Annotated in this window: 17 protein-coding genes, 1 tRNA gene and 1 pseudogene; 6 read left to right on the top strand and 13 right to left on the bottom strand. The window is 70.0% G+C overall.

Annotated features, from left to right (window positions below; genetic code table 11):
• Positions 1 to 135: 135 nt before the first annotated feature.
• On the top strand, positions 136 to 546 hold the full coding sequence (locus tag AC067Z_RS25455; protein ID WP_224739111.1) for a RidA family protein: 411 nt from the start codon (positions 136 to 138) through the stop codon (positions 544 to 546).
• A gap of 212 nt (positions 547 to 758) precedes the next feature.
• Here AC067Z_RS25455 and AC067Z_RS25450 read toward each other — a convergent pair.
• Together AC067Z_RS25450 and AC067Z_RS25445 are read right to left on the bottom strand one after the other, a co-directional pair.
• Positions 759 to 848, bottom strand: a tRNA-Ser gene (locus tag AC067Z_RS25450).
• Positions 849 to 907: 59 nt separating this feature from the next.
• Complete coding sequence (locus AC067Z_RS25445) at positions 908 to 1,312, bottom strand: hypothetical protein (protein ID WP_478791909.1); 405 nt, start codon at positions 1,310 to 1,312, stop codon at positions 908 to 910.
• Between the two features lie 363 nt (positions 1,313 to 1,675).
• Between AC067Z_RS25445 and lepB the strand changes: the two genes are divergently transcribed.
• Positions 1,676 to 2,341 (top strand): signal peptidase I, encoded by a 666-nt coding sequence (gene lepB, locus AC067Z_RS25440; protein WP_478791908.1) that lies wholly within the window; start codon positions 1,676 to 1,678, stop codon positions 2,339 to 2,341.
• 234 nt (positions 2,342 to 2,575) lie between these two features.
• On the opposite strand, the gene AC067Z_RS25435 is transcribed toward lepB, so the two are convergent.
• The 7 genes from AC067Z_RS25435 to AC067Z_RS25405 all read right to left on the bottom strand — a co-directional run bounded on the left by AC067Z_RS25435 (position 2,576) and on the right by AC067Z_RS25405 (position 6,461).
• Entirely contained in the window at positions 2,576 to 2,857 is a 282-nt protein-coding gene (locus AC067Z_RS25435; RefSeq protein ID WP_478791907.1) for a hypothetical protein, read from the bottom strand.
• A gap of 43 nt (positions 2,858 to 2,900) precedes the next feature.
• Positions 2,901 to 3,179 carry a hypothetical protein gene (locus AC067Z_RS25430; RefSeq protein ID WP_478792017.1) on the bottom strand — a complete coding sequence of 93 codons (279 nt, stop codon included), beginning with the start codon at positions 3,177 to 3,179 and terminating at the stop codon, positions 2,901 to 2,903.
• A 70-nt stretch (positions 3,180 to 3,249) separates the two neighbouring features.
• Positions 3,250 to 3,501, bottom strand: coding sequence for a hypothetical protein (locus AC067Z_RS25425; protein ID WP_478791906.1), 252 nt, complete (start codon positions 3,499 to 3,501; stop codon positions 3,250 to 3,252).
• Positions 3,502 to 3,505: 4 nt separating this feature from the next.
• Positions 3,506 to 4,075 carry a DUF5994 family protein gene (locus AC067Z_RS25420; RefSeq protein WP_478791905.1) on the bottom strand — a complete coding sequence of 190 codons (570 nt, stop codon included), beginning with the start codon at positions 4,073 to 4,075 and terminating at the stop codon, positions 3,506 to 3,508.
• Positions 4,072 to 4,692, bottom strand: a complete 621-nt coding sequence (locus tag AC067Z_RS25415; protein ID WP_478791904.1) for a DUF899 family protein — start codon at positions 4,690 to 4,692, stop codon at positions 4,072 to 4,074. The genes AC067Z_RS25420 and AC067Z_RS25415 overlap by 4 nt, the downstream gene beginning before the upstream one ends.
• 60 nt (positions 4,693 to 4,752) lie before the next feature.
• Positions 4,753 to 5,325, bottom strand: a complete 573-nt coding sequence (locus AC067Z_RS25410) for a GNAT family N-acetyltransferase (protein WP_478791903.1) — start codon at positions 5,323 to 5,325, stop codon at positions 4,753 to 4,755.
• A gap of 779 nt (positions 5,326 to 6,104) precedes the next feature.
• The gene (locus AC067Z_RS25405) at positions 6,105 to 6,461 is read right to left on the bottom strand and encodes a hypothetical protein (RefSeq protein WP_478791902.1); all 357 of its coding nucleotides are present in this window, start codon (positions 6,459 to 6,461) and stop codon (positions 6,105 to 6,107) included.
• Between the two features lie 393 nt (positions 6,462 to 6,854).
• Between AC067Z_RS25405 and AC067Z_RS25400 the strand changes: the two genes are divergently transcribed.
• Both AC067Z_RS25400 and AC067Z_RS25395 read left to right on the top strand, forming a co-directional pair.
• Positions 6,855 to 7,181: a GYD domain-containing protein gene (locus AC067Z_RS25400; protein WP_478791901.1), complete on the top strand. Its 327-nt coding sequence runs from the start codon at positions 6,855 to 6,857 to the stop codon at positions 7,179 to 7,181.
• Positions 7,182 to 7,359: 178 nt separating this feature from the next.
• Positions 7,360 to 8,082, top strand: a pseudogene (locus AC067Z_RS25395) (phosphatase PAP2 family protein); the annotation flags it as partial.
• Here the strand turns inward: AC067Z_RS25395 and AC067Z_RS25390 are convergent.
• Entirely contained in the window at positions 8,041 to 8,724 is a 684-nt protein-coding gene (locus tag AC067Z_RS25390; RefSeq protein WP_478791900.1) for a response regulator, read from the bottom strand. The pseudogene AC067Z_RS25395 and the gene AC067Z_RS25390 overlap by 42 nt on opposite strands.
• A gap of 7 nt (positions 8,725 to 8,731) precedes the next feature.
• On the bottom strand, positions 8,732 to 10,117 hold the full coding sequence (locus AC067Z_RS25385) for a sensor histidine kinase (RefSeq protein ID WP_478792016.1): 1,386 nt from the start codon (positions 10,115 to 10,117) through the stop codon (positions 8,732 to 8,734).
• Between the two features lie 297 nt (positions 10,118 to 10,414).
• On the opposite strand from AC067Z_RS25385, the gene AC067Z_RS25380 reads away from it, so the two are divergent.
• Positions 10,415 to 10,780 (top strand): PH domain-containing protein, encoded by a 366-nt coding sequence (locus tag AC067Z_RS25380; protein WP_478791899.1) that lies wholly within the window; start codon positions 10,415 to 10,417, stop codon positions 10,778 to 10,780.
• A gap of 136 nt (positions 10,781 to 10,916) precedes the next feature.
• Entirely contained in the window at positions 10,917 to 11,660 is a 744-nt protein-coding gene (locus AC067Z_RS25375; RefSeq protein WP_478791898.1) for a hypothetical protein, read from the top strand.
• A 9-nt stretch (positions 11,661 to 11,669) separates the two neighbouring features.
• On the opposite strand, the gene AC067Z_RS25370 is transcribed toward AC067Z_RS25375, so the two are convergent.
• Complete coding sequence (locus tag AC067Z_RS25370) at positions 11,670 to 11,924, bottom strand: hypothetical protein (RefSeq protein ID WP_478791897.1); 255 nt, start codon at positions 11,922 to 11,924, stop codon at positions 11,670 to 11,672.
• Positions 11,925 to 11,977: 53 nt separating this feature from the next.
• Positions 11,978 to 15,607, bottom strand: coding sequence for a cobaltochelatase subunit CobN (gene cobN / locus AC067Z_RS25365; protein ID WP_478791896.1), 3,630 nt, complete (start codon positions 15,605 to 15,607; stop codon positions 11,978 to 11,980).
• Positions 15,608 to 15,659 lie beyond the last annotated feature (52 nt).

Below are 15,659 nucleotides of genomic sequence, written 5' to 3'. Positions count from 1 at the left end.
TGATCAGGCAGTTGGTGAATGTCGAGCAGAAATGACGGCCTTCTCGCGGGGCGGTGAGAAAAGGGAAGGCGGCAGCCAACTGGCCTTTGGCAGGATGTCCGCGCTGAACACCCGAGGGGGAAGGACCTCACAGCCGTGGCTCGTGCCATCACTTTGATCCGTTCCACCGCCCTGTCCGACGTCGCCGAGTACGCCTACGCGGCCACGGCGCCCGCCGAGTCACGCCTGATCTTCCTCGCAGGGGCGTGTCCGTTGAACGATGACGGCTCCACAGCCGCGATCGGGGACTACGCGGGCCAAGCAGCGAAAGCCATCGAGAACATGCAGGCCGCTCTTACTGCCTCAGGCGCGTCACTCCAGGACGTTATTAGCACACGGGTTCTCGTCGCATCGGCCCGGCGGGAGGACCTGGTGGCCGCCTGGCAGGTAGTCCGGGACTCGTTCGCTGACCATGACGTCCCCAGCACGTTGATGGGCGTCACCGTCCTCGGTTACAAGAACCAACTCGTCGAGATCGAGGCCGTCGCCGCCGTGCTCGATTCTTGAGACCCTTCCAAGGACACCGCAAACGCGGGATGGCCAGGCGCCTCCCAAACTCATCACAGGTGACGTCACTACTGCTCGATAAAGCCAGTGTGAGGGGAGTCGTGCCCCACTCGTGCCCGATCGACCGGGACTGACGGGGAACCACGGGGTTGACGACAACACTCACCGGAACGACCCCCGACCGATTTGCCTGGTCAGGGGCCGTTCATCTGCGGTGGGTGTGGGATTTGAACCCACGGTGACATCGCTGCCACGACGGTTTTCAAGATCGCTGACAGGGTTGACTCGACCATTGAGACTCCGCCGGCCTCGCAGCACGTCGTGCGCATATCCATGGGCAACCGCCGGGCGCCGCACCCACTCAGCGGCGCCTGTCGGGGGGCCTCCTCGTCACAGAGGCGATCACGGCGGAAACAACGGCGGTCACGGCGAGGCTCCCCAACATGACCATCCCCACGCCGACCACAAAGAGGCCGCTGGAGTCGTCCGACCAGTCGTAAGCGGCGGCAATGGTCAGGCCGAGCGTGGTGCCCAGCACAGCGCCTGCGATGTAGCGCCGGGATGCTGCCCAGTACACCGGCGCCAGCAGAGTCACCACCAGCCCGATCACCTGCCACGCCTCGTACGGGCCGGTCGTCGTTCCATCAGGTTGCACGTCACGATGCTGGTCCCAGCCCAGCCAGGCAGCCCACGCCGCGAGCGCCACCAGAGCCGGCACGAGGATCGTCAAGAGCTGGGGAACGAGTTTCAGTGGTCGTCGTCGCATGGCCCAAGCGTTCCGGCTCAACCCTTGAGCGACCAGAGCGCAAGTACTCAGCTGCCCGAGTGCTTCGGCTGAGTACGGCCGTGCCCGCCGCATGCCCGGTCCGGCAGCCACGGGCGGGGAGTCACGGGGACGACGGACACAGCTGCGCGGGAGCCCGGCTCGGGGATCGAGCAGCTCAGCAGGGGGTCCGCCTACGGGGTCTTCTCCGAGCTGGTGCTCCAGGCCCGCCCCTGCACCAGCACTTGACGGGCATCAAGGCTGCACTGCCCTGGCGGCCTTGGGGACTGAGGTGCGTTCCCACCACGAGACCGCTTAGCATCTGCTGGCCCGCCCGGCCCCGGGCGGTTCAAGGGAGGGGTGTTCATGAAGCAGCGGGGAGCAGGCAGCGGACTGAGAGTCGCGGCCTGGGTACTGGTGCCACTCGGGCTGGTGCTGGTGCTGGGGGGCATCGGGCCCTTCCTCACGAATTACCGGGGGGTCACCGTCATGAGCGAGGCGATGGAGCCCACCTACCGCACGGGCGAGCGGCTGGTCGTCGAGCGCATCGACGCGGGTGAGCTACGCAGGGGTGATGTCGTACTCGTCGGTGTGCGCGACCGCTATCAGGGCAGACCGGTCCTGCGGCGGGTCATCGGGATGGGCGGCGATCACGTGGTGTGCGACGGGAATCGGATCACCGTGAACGGGAAGCCGGTCGACGAACCGTATGTGATGCGCGGCGAAGTGAACCCGGGGACCGGACCGTACGACGTGACGGTGCCGGAGGGGCGGTTGTTCCTGCTGGGCGACCACCGGGGGAACTCGTACGACTCGCGGTTCTTCCTCGACGAGCAGTCGGGCAGCGTCGCGGCCTCCGGGGTGCTTGGGCGAGTGCAGAAGGGTTTCACTGCGCCGGCGGCGTTGGTGGCGCTCGGGGTCCTCGGGATCGTGCTGGCTCTGGTGGGGATCGGCCTGGGGATCGGGGGTTACGCGGCCGGGCGGCGTGCCCGGCGGTCGCTCGCGGCTGTGCCGCCGTGGCCCGTTGCCTGAGCGGTCTGGAGTACCTGCGTTGTGGCCGGCGTCAGCGCGACGGCGTTGGACAACTGACGACCCGTCGCGCCGAGAGCGCGCAACGGCCCCGGCGTATACACACCGGGGCCGCCCTTCCGGGCGGTTGCACGTGAGAGTGCACCAACCCACCCACCATGGTATGCCTGCGCCGCTTATCCGGCAGAAGGGGTTTTTGGGCAATACGCTCCTTGATCGGAAGGGTTCAGCGGCGCTTCAGCCGCGTTCCTCCTCTTCCTCCTCATCCGCCTCCATGAGCCGGATTCCGTGGTGCGTCAGCGTGACCATCTCGGGTGTATTTCCCTGTGCCCAGTCGACGGTGATGAGCCCGTCGCCCGCCAGATACGCGCAGGCTGCGGCCAGGTCCTGCTCAGGCATGTGGAGGTCGTCGCGCAGCTGCGCCCCGGTGACGCCGAGGAGGCGATTGCCTTCCAGGGCCTCGTACAGGGTCTTCATGATCGCTTCGCGGTAGTTCTTCCGCTCGTGGAGTGTTGCCATGATTGCTGCCCACTCGTGCCGGGCACCGATGAGGGTCCTTGCCTCAGACTTCGTCCGTCTGTGTGCGGTCCTGCGCGGAGGACCTGCTGGTTGTCAGCCAGGGCCGCGCCCGCTCTGCCGTGTGCGTGGTGTCCACCGTGAGGTGGAGGCGGGTTCCGCCGTCGCTGCCGGCGGGGTAGCTGCGCTGTTCGGTGGCGGCGAAGCATTGACGCAGTGCCTCCGCGACCCGGCGGGCGGCCTCGGGGGATGCCGCGACGATACGCACCTCGGCCCGCCCGCCCGAGGGGGGTGATTCCAGTGGCTTCACGGTGACCTCGTTCATCGGGACGACGTGCCGACGGGCGGGCGCGGTCACGTCACGCCCACCGGCACGGCCCCGGTCGGGAGACAGGTCAGGCGTCATCCGCGGCCCCGTTTCGGTGTTCGCCGTGAGTGGTGACGAGGGGGTTGGCGGGTACGGCGGGCGACCCGGCATGCACTGCCGGCCGTCGGCTCTTCCGGCTCCGTCGGCCGATTCCCGGCAGGGCATCGCCGTATCGGAATGCTGCGATCCGCTCGTCGTGCTGGCCGTTGACCAGATGGATCAGCAGCGCTCCTATGGCGATCATGGCGATGATCACGGAGATGGTGATGGCGGTATCCATGTCCTCACATCCCTCGGGCGGAGCTCAAGGTGCCGATCGGGATCGGGTTCTCGGCCGCCGCTGCGGCGTGCCCACCGTCGGTCTCCCACGCCTCTTCCCGGTTCAGCCTCTCCGTCATGTCACGCGTGCCGTACTCGCTCGCCATCAAACGGCTGGCGGTGGCGACCCCGCCGGGAGTGGCTGCGGCGGACATCAGCCGGGCGGCGGCAGCTGCACCGGTCTCCGGCGGGATCACCAACAGGTCCCAGCGGCCGGCTGTGTAGGAGAGGAGGATCAGCTTGTGCGGGTCCTGCTCGTCGGTGAACCAGCCCACGTGCACTGTGTGCCCCACCGCGGGCACCTTGCGCGGGATCACGGGCCAGTGGGTCGGGTTCACCGTGACACGCGTGATCCGGCCCCAACGGGCGTCCAGCATGTCGATGAGGGCAGGGAGTTCCTCGGAGAGATCGCGAGAGCGAGGCCACCATGCGCCGTCCAGGAGACCCGGGGCGGATCCCGCCGGAGTCAAGGACAGGCGGGCTGGGGGTGAGGCCGCGCGGTCACTGATGGTCATACGGTCGATGGTCGCGGTCATGGCGCGGACCTGTCCCCGGGGGTCGCCTTCGACGTCCCGGTGTTGTTGCTCGCCGAGAATGACACCGGCATGAGAGCCGGTGTGCGAAGTACTCCCGGTGTCTCCACTGTACTCCGGGCTCGGCCCGGCGAACCCGTGTGTGACCAGCGACTTTCATGGAACCCAGGTGTGGGTCCGCAGTGCCCCGGGCCAGCCCCGGACGTAGGACACGGCGTACGGTCGGACAGGGCCCAGTAGCTCAGCGCAGCGATCCAGTCGTCCCGGCCTTGGCGGGTGAGGTCGAGGATGTGCCACACCGGGCTGTACAGGTCGATGCCGCGCTGGCCGATGTCGTCGGACATCCTTGGGTGCACCGAGTAGAAGTGGCGTACCGACCCGTTGCTGTCACGGGTGAACACGGACACCGTCGCGTCCTGGTTGCCGTCGGCGTCCTCGCTGCTCAGGCCGTATTCGACGGTGCTCGCTCCGGCGCTGAGCAGACGCACATCCGTCCACTTCCGGCTCCGTGCATGCGCGCGCAGAGCGGGCAGATCGGCCGCGGCGACGATCGCGAGGTCGACGTTCTGCGTGATGTGGCGGGCCACTCCGTTGAGCCCGTCGATCCACATCGTGCACATGGGGCACGGCTGGGGAGCCAAAAGACAAGGCCCCTCGCGGCCGCCGAGGCGTCTGATCTGTCAGCGCAGGTCGAGCCGCATCAGGACCCGGGGATGTCCGGCCAGCACCGAGGTGGTGTCGGCGGCGTGGGCGAATCCGGCGCGTTCGAAGTTCTTGCGGATCCCGGCGTACGCCATCGTGAGGTCGACCTTGGCGTCACCGTTGTCGAGGGGGTACGCCTCGACCGCCGGTGCACCGTGGGCGCGGGCGAACTCGACCGCGCCCGCGATGAGGGCGTGCGAGATCCCCTTCTTCCGATGACCGGGGCGTACGCGGATGCACCACAGCGACCAGACCGGCAGGTCGTCGACGTGCGGGATTTTGCGGTTGCGCGCGAAAGAGGTGGCCGAGCGCGGTGCCACGGCGGCCCAGCCGACCGGCTCGTCGCCGTCGTAGGCGATCACCCCCGGAGGGGGATCACCACGGCACAGCTCGGCGACGTAATCACCACGGGCGGGCCCGCGAAGCTCGTTGTTGAGCTTGGACGGAACCCGGTAGCTCAGGCACCAGCAGACGTTGGCTCCGGCCGACTTCGGGCCGAGCAGGGCACGGACATCCTCGAGGACCGAAGCCGGACGAACGTCGATGGTCATGGCACCACGATTCCACGGCGTACGGGCCGACGCCGCTCGACCTTCTGATCTCTGCGTTCAGCACCCGAAGCATGCTGCAACGCCACGACGGACGGGTTCCCGCAGCCGTGCCCACCCGCCGGGCCTTGCCCGGACCGTGGCCGGGCCGGGTCGACGGCTCAGGAGCGGGTCGGCGACAGCGCGGCCATGGACATGGCGGAAACGCCCCGAGAGAAGGCTGTCCGTGCAGCTCAGCAGGCCTCCGCTACGGCGTCTTCCGATCGAGGGCCCTATCATCCGCTCATGACGTCACTCAAGGCTGATGCCGCGTAGGTCCCCGAGCGAGCTTCGGGCCGGGTCGCCCGACCTTCGAAGCGATGGTGCGATCAGCACGTTGCTCATCAGCACCTGTCCAGGACCACCGGCTTGTACTGCTCTGCACACGTACCTTTTTGTCGACGGCACGGACATGATCACGCGCAGTGACAGCGGAGTATTCGGCCTGCATCCAAGGCAGCTTCTCCGTCCGGGCGGACCGCTCTACCCGACCGATGCGGCCCGCGAGGTGCACGTGGCAGCACCCGGTGAATCCGGGACAGGCCCCGGTGACCTCACCATCAGGGTGCGACTCCAGGGCGAGCTGGTGGTCTGGGGCGACCTGATGTTCCCGAAGTCCGATACGGGGGTCGTCGAGGAGGTGCGCTTCCATCTCGGACAGTACATAGGCGAGATCGAGCGGGCGTACGCCCCATGGGGACACCTGGGGGCGACCGGGCCGTGGGACGACGGCCAGGTCGGACCTAAGAAGCAGGGGTCCGCCTCCGTCCGATGGCCGGCCGTGAAAGCTCCATCGCGAGGTCCGACCGTGCCGCCAGGTGGAGGGAGTTCAGGGCTTCGATGACGAGAACGCCCAACTCGCTTCGTTCGCTGGATGCCTCGGTGCCGGGGGAACGGGCCCACTCCAGAAGGTCCCAGGTTCGCTGATTGACGGTCCTGGCGGCATCGGCAGCAGCCTCGTTGCTCAACAGAACGAGGCCTTCGAAGAGGACAGAGCGCCTGGCCTCCGCCGAATCCATCTCCGAGAGCGCCTCGGCGTTGTCCTCCCCCCGTTCGCGAGCCTCGACAGCCTGCCGGGCGGTTCGTACCTCCTCCTTCACGCACGATATGTACTCGATGCAGGCATCCAGTTTGCGCTCGTCCCACCGCGTGGCCAGCGTCGTCGGAACTTGGACCGCTCGGCCATGCTCGTGGCGACGAAGGAGGTGAGGGCGCCCACGAGTACGCCGATCAGCGTGATGATCTGGCTTGTCATGTCGGCCAAGTTAGCTGCCCTGAGAGGCACTTGGCCGCCGGGGCAGGTGCGCGCCGGATTCCTCGGCGGGCTCGCGAGCAGGAGGAACGGCCGATCCCGAGAGCTGGTCCCGCTGCCGGGCGTCGCCGGATGTGGGCCATGCCGGGCATCGTCCTCGCCGTTCGGGGGAAGCGCGGGCCGCCCCCGGCTCGTCGCCGCCCCCTGGGGGCATCCCTCGATGAAACGAAAGGGAGATGCGATGCCGCTCTATCTGACGAGGTTCAGCTACACGCCGGAGACGTGGGCGAGGCTGATCGCCCGCCCCGAGGACCGTGCGAAGGCCGCCCGGTCGTACGTCGAGTCCGTGGACGGAAAGCTCCACGGCTTCTGGTACGCCTTCGGCGCGCACGACGGCTGCGCCTTGTGGGAGGCTCCCGACAACGTGTCCATGGCAGCGGTTGCGGTGGCGATCAGTGGAGGCGGAGCGCTGAGCTCGTTCGAGACGACCGTTCTCCTGACCGTCGAGGAAACGATGGAGGCCCTGCGCAAGGCCGAGCAGGTCCATTACCGGGCTCCTGGCGCGTAGCGTGCCCGAGCGCGGCGGCCGAAGCCCTGGCGCCGTCGCATGCGGTCGAGGCGGCAGGGGGTGAGCTGTCGGCAACCTGCTTCGCCGGGGCTTCACACGTCAACCCTGACGATCGTCAAGCTCGGGCGTTGCCGTTCGTCTCGGGTTCCGGGGCTGTTCGCCCTTCTACGTTCGGCCCATGGAACGAGAACAGCGAGAGAAGGCCCGGGTCGGTCGGTCATTGACCGCAGCGGGGTTGCTGGGTGTTGCGGCGGGTGTGGTCGCGTGGCTGTCCCCGGGGGGGCTGGGCGAGGCCGGCGCGGTCGAGGTCACAGGCGGAGCCTCGGCGTCTGCGTACCGTTCGGTGACCGGGACGGTGGCTGACGCACCGTCGTGGCTGGGCCCGATCCTGGAAGTGGCGGCCGAAGGCACTCTGGTGATCCTCGGGGTGATGCTGGCATGGACGTGGTGGACCGGAATCCGCCGCCACGACACACGCAGGGCCGCCGGCGCCGTGTTGACCGGCGTCGGCACCGTGGCGGCCTATGCGGTCAGCGAAGCCGTGAAGCTGGTGGTGGACGAGGAGCGGCCCTGCCGTGTGCTGCGCAGGGGAGCCGGCGTGCTGGCGGATTGCCCCGGCACAGGGGACTGGTCGTTCCCGAGCAACCACGCCACCCTGGCCGCCGGACTGGCAGTCGGCCTGGCCGTGTTGCGGCCGCGCCTCGCCGCGGTCACGCTGCCGCTGGCAGGGGCGGCGGCGTTGTTGCGCGTCCTCGTAGGGGTGCACTACCCGCACGATGTACTGGCCGGCGCGATACTCGGCGGCGCACTGGTGGTGGCCGTACTGCTCCTGTTCATGCCCCTTGCTCAGCGGGCGGCTTCAGGGCTGGGGCGGCACAGGCGGAGGAACGATCCCGGCCTCGTGAGCCACGACCGCGGCGGCAGCCCGGTTGTCCACGCCCAGACGCGCCAGGATGGAACTCACATGGGCTTTCACCGTTCCCTCCACGACATGCAGCCGTCGGGCGATCTGTCCGTTGGACAGCCCGCTGCCGAGGAAGGCCAGTACGTCGCGTTCCCGAGGGGTGAGGGCGTCGACCCGGTCACGGGCTGCGGAGCGCCTGCCGGCCAGGGCGCCCGCGCCGGTCGCCGCGAGGTGTGCGACGACTCGGGCCGCGACTTTCGGTGACAGGTAGGCGGCGCCCTCGGCCACCGCTCGGACCCCCGTGATCAGTTCCTCGGGCTCGCCCGACTTGATCAGGAAGCCGGCCGCGCCACCGCCGAGTGCCTGGAGGATGTAGTCGTCCTCACCGAACGTCGTCAGCATGATGACGCTTGTGGCCGGCACCGTGCTGCGGATTTCGGCCGCCGCCTCGATGCCGTTGATCCCCGGCATGCGGATGTCGAGTACGGCCACCGCGGGGCGGTGGCGCCGCGTCAGTTCCACGGCGTCGTGCCCGTCGACGGCCTCGGCGACGACGTCGATGTCCGGATCGGTGGAGAGAACGGCGCGGACTCCCGCGCGGATCATCGCTTCGTCGTCGGCGACCAGTACCCGGATCATCGGACGCTCATGGGGCGAGGGCGTCCAGGGACACCAGTGTGTTGTCCCGGAAGCAGAGCCGGTAGGCATCTCCGGAACGATCGTCGAAGCGGTCGGCCGTCATCGCGTAGTACTCGCATGTCCCCTGTCCTCTCGGTTCCGCAGTGAGCGGTCGGTGGCTCGTCTGACGGTCGGGCAGGAGGCGTTCCACCTCGGAGCGATCCTGCCCCACGCGCAGGCGGGCGTAGTCGCCCGGCTCGAGGACCGACCGTGATGCCGACAGCATTTCCCATCCCGTGAGCCCTCCGCTCAGCAACGCGCCTGCCAGCAGGGGCAGCATGACCGTGGCAACCAGGGCCCGGCGGACGCGGCGCCGGGCCCGGTGGTGTTCCGGCGGCAGTTCGCTGCCCGGGGACGAGGCGGCGGGGGTGGTGGGCGGGGGGAGCTGTGACGGGGGAGTGTGCGGAATTCGTGCGACGACCTCGAAGCCCCCGTCGCACGGGCCGTACGCGAAGGAGCCGCCGGCCACCCGCACACGTTCGTCGAGGCCGATGAGTCCACGCCCTCCTCCCGGCGGGCCGGCGGCGGCCGTGATCGGCGGCGGGCCGTTCTCGACCACCACCTCTGTCTCCGTGGGCGTATGCGTCACGTGGACGGTCGCCTTCGCGCCGGGCGCGTGCTTGGCGATGTTGGTCAGCGCCTCCTGCACGACGCGGTGGGCGGCCCGTTCGACCACCGTGGGCCGGCTGCCCGCCTCGCCGTCGATGTGCAGCTCGACCCTGAGCCCGGACGCAGTGGCCCGGTCGGTCAGATGCGTGAGACCGAACCCGGTCCGTGCCGGCGCGTCGTCGGTCTCCTCACGCAGAACACCGATCACCTCTCCGAGATGCTCCACCGCTGCTGCTGCTCTGGCGCGGATGTCTCCCGCGGCCCGTCGATGGTGTTCTTCGAGTCCAGGCGCGAGTTTCAGCGCGCCGGCCGACAGCGCGATCAGGCTGAGGTCGTGGCCGAGGACGTCGTGCATGTCCTGAGCGATGCGGGCCCGTTCGCGCAGCCGGACCTGGTCGGCGATCAGCCGCTGCTCACGTTGCAGTTGCTCGGCCCGTTCCCAGCCGGCCCGGACGAGCTCCTGGTACTGCCGCCAGAACCTGCCTGCGAACCAGGGCAGCATCGTGGCGAGCACCACCACCGCCACGAACCGGCTCCCCAGCAGGATCCAGCCGGGGACGACGGACAGCATCACCACACCGACCGAGAGGAGCGCGACCAGAGCGAGCACCGTCGAGCGGGTCCGGCCGGGCCGGCGTCCCGTCAGGAACGCGGCGACCACAGCGGGGACAGCCCACCACAGGTTCACCAGGCTCAGTGCGGCTGTGATCGCCGCGGCCGCTGCCAGAAGGTTCCCCGGATCCATGGCCCGCCGGGAACCAGCCGTCCTGGTCACGCTCACACCGTTGGTCATTGTGCTGTCCACGGAGGCGACGGTACGGACTTCGGAGGCGGTTCGACACTGCCGAAAGTTCAATCCGCGCCGGGCTGTTCCGCTTCCTCGCCGTTGTCCTCAGGAGCGTTCGGATCGCGCGGCGGGCGCTGGGCACGGCCTCATCAGTGCGCCGTGATCTGACTGTTTGCCCGAGGCTGCCCGTTCCGCCCCCTGAAGCGCCGTATACAGTGTGAAAAACTTGTGACTTCAACCAGTGAGGGCTTTTTCGTGGCACTTTTCGGAAACGCGCACACGGTCGACCCCGCTCAGGCGCAGCAGGAGTACGCACGGCTGTTGGGGCAGGGAGAGCAGGTGCAGGCCGCGTACATGCTCATACGCGACACCATCCTGTTCACCGACCGCCGGCTGATCCTCGTCGACAAGCAGGGCATCACCGGTCGGAAGGTCGAGTACCACTCCGTTCCGTACCGGAGCATCACGCACTTCGCCGTCGAGACGGCCGGGACGTTCGACCTCGACGCGGAGCTCAAGATCTGGATCTCGGGCAGCCCCGCTCCGATCGAGAAGACGTTCACCAAGGGCGTCGACATCTACGAAGTGCAGGCGATCCTGACGCAGTTCGTCGCCAGGTAGTCAGCCGGCCCGGCTGCCTCCGTCGGGTGCCGCCACGCCTCCTCGGCTGCCCGAGTTGCGCCCCCGGCCCGGGGACGGATCGTGGAGAGGGCGCGGGCGCCCGACGGGCGTCGGCGGGGAGCGGAAGGAGCCGGTCATGTCCGACGGTCACGATGCGTGGCGGCCGGGGGACAGGGCGCCACTGCGCGGGTTGTGGAGGGCGTGCGGATGGCTGGGTGCCGCCGTGGCGCTGGCCGTCCTCGTCGTCGCGGGTCCGGGCAGTGGCCGCGCCACGGCCGGCGCCGCTTCCGTGACGGCACAGGCGGCACCGGCGCAGCCCGTTGTCGACCCCGAGCCGATCACGCTGAGCGGGACCGGGCAGCGGGTGACCCAGCCCTTCGCGCTCACCGCGGGGATCTCCGTGCTGCGGTCGCAGTGCACCGACTGCACGGAGAACTTCGTCGTCGAGCTCCTCGACGACAACGCGCAGGTCCAGGATCTGGTCGTGAACCGCACCGGGTCGTACGAGGGGTCCAAGGCCGTCGGTGTGGAGAAGGGCAGCTACCTGCTCCAGGTCGACGCGGACGCCGACTGGACCGTCGAGATCACTCAGCCCCGGGACGCGCAGGCGGCCGCGCTGCCCCAGACGTACGCGGGTACCGGCGACCGCGTCGTGGGGCCCTACGACGCGGCCGGCGCGGTTCAGGTGCAGGCCACGTACACCGGCGCGAACAACTTCGTCGTCACCGTCCTCGACGCCGAGGGCGCGACGCAGGACCTGGTCTTCAACGAGGTCGGCAACTTCGACGGGTCGGGTGTCTCCCGGCCTGCCGCCGACGGGCCGTACTACGTCAACGTGACCGCCGAGGACGAGTGGACCCTGACGCTGTCGCAACCGTAGGGCGGCCTCTCACCACAGCGCGCTATGACGGTGGCGCACGGGCGTCACCTCCACCGCTTCCAGGGCGTCCCACCCCACCGGTCCGGCGGGGGAGCCGACCGCCCGCAGTACGTTGCCCAGTTGGGCGCGCAGAAGCTGCCTGGCGCGGCGTTCCTCGATCGTGGACGCGACCGTGATTCCGCGGTCGCGTCCGCCGCGCACGAAGCGGCGGACCTCGACCAGGCGGCGTACGGCCTGCGGTCGGACACGTCTGCCCTCGCGCACGGCGTCGTCGGCGAGGACCCGTGTGCGATCCGGCCTGATCCAAACGAAAGGCCCTAGCCCTCCCCGTCCTCCAGCTCGCCCTCCGTCTCCAGGTACACCTGCCGCAGCCCCGCCAGCGTCTCCGGGTCCGGCTTCTCCCACATGCCGCGGGACTCCGCCTCCAGGAGGCGTTCCGCGATGCCGTGGAGGGCCCAGGGGTTGGCCTCCTGGAGGAATGCGCGGTTCGTCGGGTCGAGGACGTACGTCTCCGTCAGCTTGTCGTACATCCAGTCCGCGATCACGCCCGTCGTCGCGTCGTAGCCGAACAAGTAGTCGACTGTCGCCGCCAGTTCGAACGCGCCCTTGTAGCCGTGGCGGCGCATCGCCTCGATCCACCGGGGGTTGACCACGCGGGCGCGGAAGACGCGGGACGTCTCCTCGACCAGCGTGCGGGTGCGGACCGTTTCCGGGCGGGTGGAGTCGCCGATGTACGCCTCCGGGGCCGTGCCGCGCAGGGCGCGGACCGTGGCCACCATGCCGCCGTGGTACTGGAAGTAGTCGTCGGAGTCGGCGATGTCGTGCTCGCGCGTGTCCGTGTTCTTCGCGGCGACGGTGATGCGCTTGTACGCCGTCTCCATCTCCGTACGTGCCGGGCGGCCCTCCAGACCGCGGCCGTACGCGTAGCCGCCCCACACCGTGTACACCTCAGCCAGGTCCGCGTCCGTGCGCCAGTCGCGGGAGTCGATCAGCTGGAGGATTCCCGCGCCGTACGTGCCCGGGCGGGAGCCGAAGATACGGGTGGTGGCGCGGCGTTCGTCGCCGTGCTCCGCCAGGTCGGCCTGGGTGTGGGCGCGGACGAAGTTCGATTCGGCGGGCTCGTCGAGCGATGCGGCCAGGCGCACGGCGTCGTCGAGCAGACCGATCGTGTGCGGGAAGGCGTCACGGAAGAAGCCCGAGATGCGGAGCGTGACGTCGATGCGCGGGCGGCCCAGTTCGGCGAGCGGCACCGGCTCCAGTCCGGTCACCCGGCGCGACGCGTCGTCCCACACCGGGCGGACGCCCAGCAGGGCAAGCGCCTCCGCCACGTCGTCGCCGGCCGTGCGCATCGCGCTCGTGCCCCACAGCGAGAGGCCGACGGAGGTGGGCCATTCGCCGTTGTCGGCGCGGTAGCGCTCCAGCAGCGAGTCCGCGAGGGCCTGACCGGTCTCCCACGCGAGGCGGGAGGGGACGGCCTTCGGGTCGACGGAGTAGAAGTTGCGGCCGGTCGGCAGCACGTTGACGAGGCCGCGCAGTGGCGATCCGGACGGGCCGGCCGGGACGAAGCCGCCGTTCAGCGCATGGACCGCATGGTCGATCTCGTCCGTCGTGCGGGCCAGGCGCGGGACCACCTCGAGCGCCGCGAAGCGGAGGATGGCCGCCACGTCGTCGCCACGGTCCGCGGGGACCGCGGACGGATCCCAGTCCGCCGCCTCCATCGCCTCGACCAGCGCGCGGGCGGTGGCCTCCGCCTCGTCCGCCGCCACGCGGCCCGCCGCGGACTCGTCGAGGCCGAGTGCCTCGCGCAGGCCCAGCAGCGCCTGCGAGCCGCCCCAGATCTGGCGGGCGCGCAGGATGGACAGCACCAGGTTGACCCGCTCGGGTCCGGTGGGCGCACCGCCCAGGACGTGCAGGCCGTCGCGGATCTGCGCGTCCTTCACCTCGCACAGCCAGCCGTCGACGTGCAGCAGGAAGTCGTCGAATCCGTCGTCGTCCGGACGGTCCTCCAGACCCAGGTCGTGGTCGAGCCTCGCCGCCTGGATCAGCGTCCAGATCTGGGCGCGGATCGCGGGCAGCTTGGCCGGGTCCATCGAGGAGATCTGGGCGTACTCGTCAAGGAGTTGTTCGAGGCGGGCGATGTCGCCGTACGACTCCGCCCGCGCCATCGGCGGCACCAGGTGGTCGACGAGCGTGGCGTGCACACGGCGCTTGGCCTGGGTGCCCTCGCCCGGGTCGTTGACGAGGAACGGGTACACGAGCGGGAGGTCGCCGAGGGCGGCGTCGGGTGCACAGGCCGCGGACAGACCCGCGTTCTTGCCCGGCAGCCACTCCAGGTTGCCGTGCTTGCCCAGGTGGATCATCGCGTCCGCGCCGAAGCCTCCGTCGTCCGCGGAGGCCGAGATCCAGCGGTAGGCGGCCAAGTAGTGGTGCGAGGGCGGGAGATCGGGGTCGTGGTAGATCGCGATCGGGTTCTCGCCGAAACCGCGTGGCGGCTGGATGAGGATCAGCAGGTTCCCGCGGCGCAGGGCCGCCAGGACGATGTCGCCCTCCGGGTTGCGGCTCCGGTCGAGGAACATCTCGCCGGGCGCCGGGCCCCAGTGCTCCTCGACCGCCGCACGCAGTGCGGCCGGCAGCGTCGCGTACCAGCGCCGGTAGTCCGCCGCCGGGATGCGCACCGGATTGCGGGCCAGCTGCTCCTCGGTCAGCCACTCCTGGTCGTGGCCACCGGCCTCGATCAGCGCGTGGATCAGCTCGTCGCCGTCGCCGGACTCCAGGCCGGGCACGGGCTCGTCGCCGAAGTCGTAGCCGTCCGCGCGCAGCCGGCGCAGCAGGGCGACAGCGGAGGCGGGGGTGTCCAGGCCGACCGCGTTACCGATGCGGGAGTGCTTGGTCGGGTACGCGGACAGCACGAGCGCGAGCCGCTTGCCGGCGTTCGGGATGTGGCGCAGCCGGGCGTGGCGCACGGCGATCCCGGCGACACGGGCGGCGCGTTCCTCGTCGGCGACGTACGCCGGGAGCCCGTCCTCGTCGATCTCCTTGAAGGAGAACGGGACCGTGATGAGCCGGCCGTCGAACTCGGGCACCGCCACCTGACTCGCCGCGTCCAGCGGGGACAGGCCCTCGTCGCTCTCCTCCCAGGCCGCACGCGCCCCGGTCAGGCACAGCGCCTGCAGGATCGGTACGTCGAGTGCCGCAAGGGCTCCCGCGTCCCACGATTCGTCGTCACCGCCGGCGCCGGCCTCGGCCGGACGGGTGCCGCCCGCAGCGAGCACGGTGGTCACCAGGGCGTCGGCGGACCGCAGTTGCTCCAGCAGTTCGGGCTCGGGGGCGCGCAGGGAGGCCACGTACAGCGGCAGCGCCTGTCCGCCCGCGTCCTCGATCGCGTCGCACAGGGTGCCCACGAAGGCGGTGTTGCCGCTCATGTGGTGGGCCCGGTAGTAGAGCACCGCGATCTGCGGGCCGTCGTTCTCCCGGCGCGGGGTGCGCGTGAGCCGGCCCCAGGTGGGGGCGGCCGCCGGGGGCTCGAAGCCGTGCCCGGTGAGCAGCACCGTGTCGGACAGGAAGCGGGCGAGCTGCTCCAGGTTCGCCGGGCCGCCGTGCGCGAGATAGGCGTGGGCCTCGGCCGCGATGCCGATCGGGACCGTGGAGGCCTCCATCAGCTGGGCGTCGGGCGCCTGTTCGCCGGTCAGGACGACGACCGGCCGGTCCTGGGCGAGGAGGGCGTCGATGCCCTCCTGCCAGGCGCGCAGCCCGCCGAGGAGACGTACGACGACGAGGTCGGTGCCCTCCAGCAGCGCGGGGAGATCTGCCAGCGGCAGACGCGAGGGGTTCGCGAAGCGGTACGGGACCGGTCCGGCCGCCGCGCGTGCGCTGAGCAGGTCGGTGTCGGACGTCGAGAGGAGCAGGATGCGGGCGTGCAGGGGGTGGTCCCCGGCTGAGTGCTGCATGCGGCGTCTGGCCTTCCTCGGGGTTTCCGCGCCCCGGGCGGTGGAGGACGGC

It is taken from the genome of Streptomyces sp. NPDC043812 (assembly GCF_056436245.1).
Note: the sequence above shows the minus strand (reverse complement) of the source record. Positions and strands in the feature narration are given on the sequence as shown.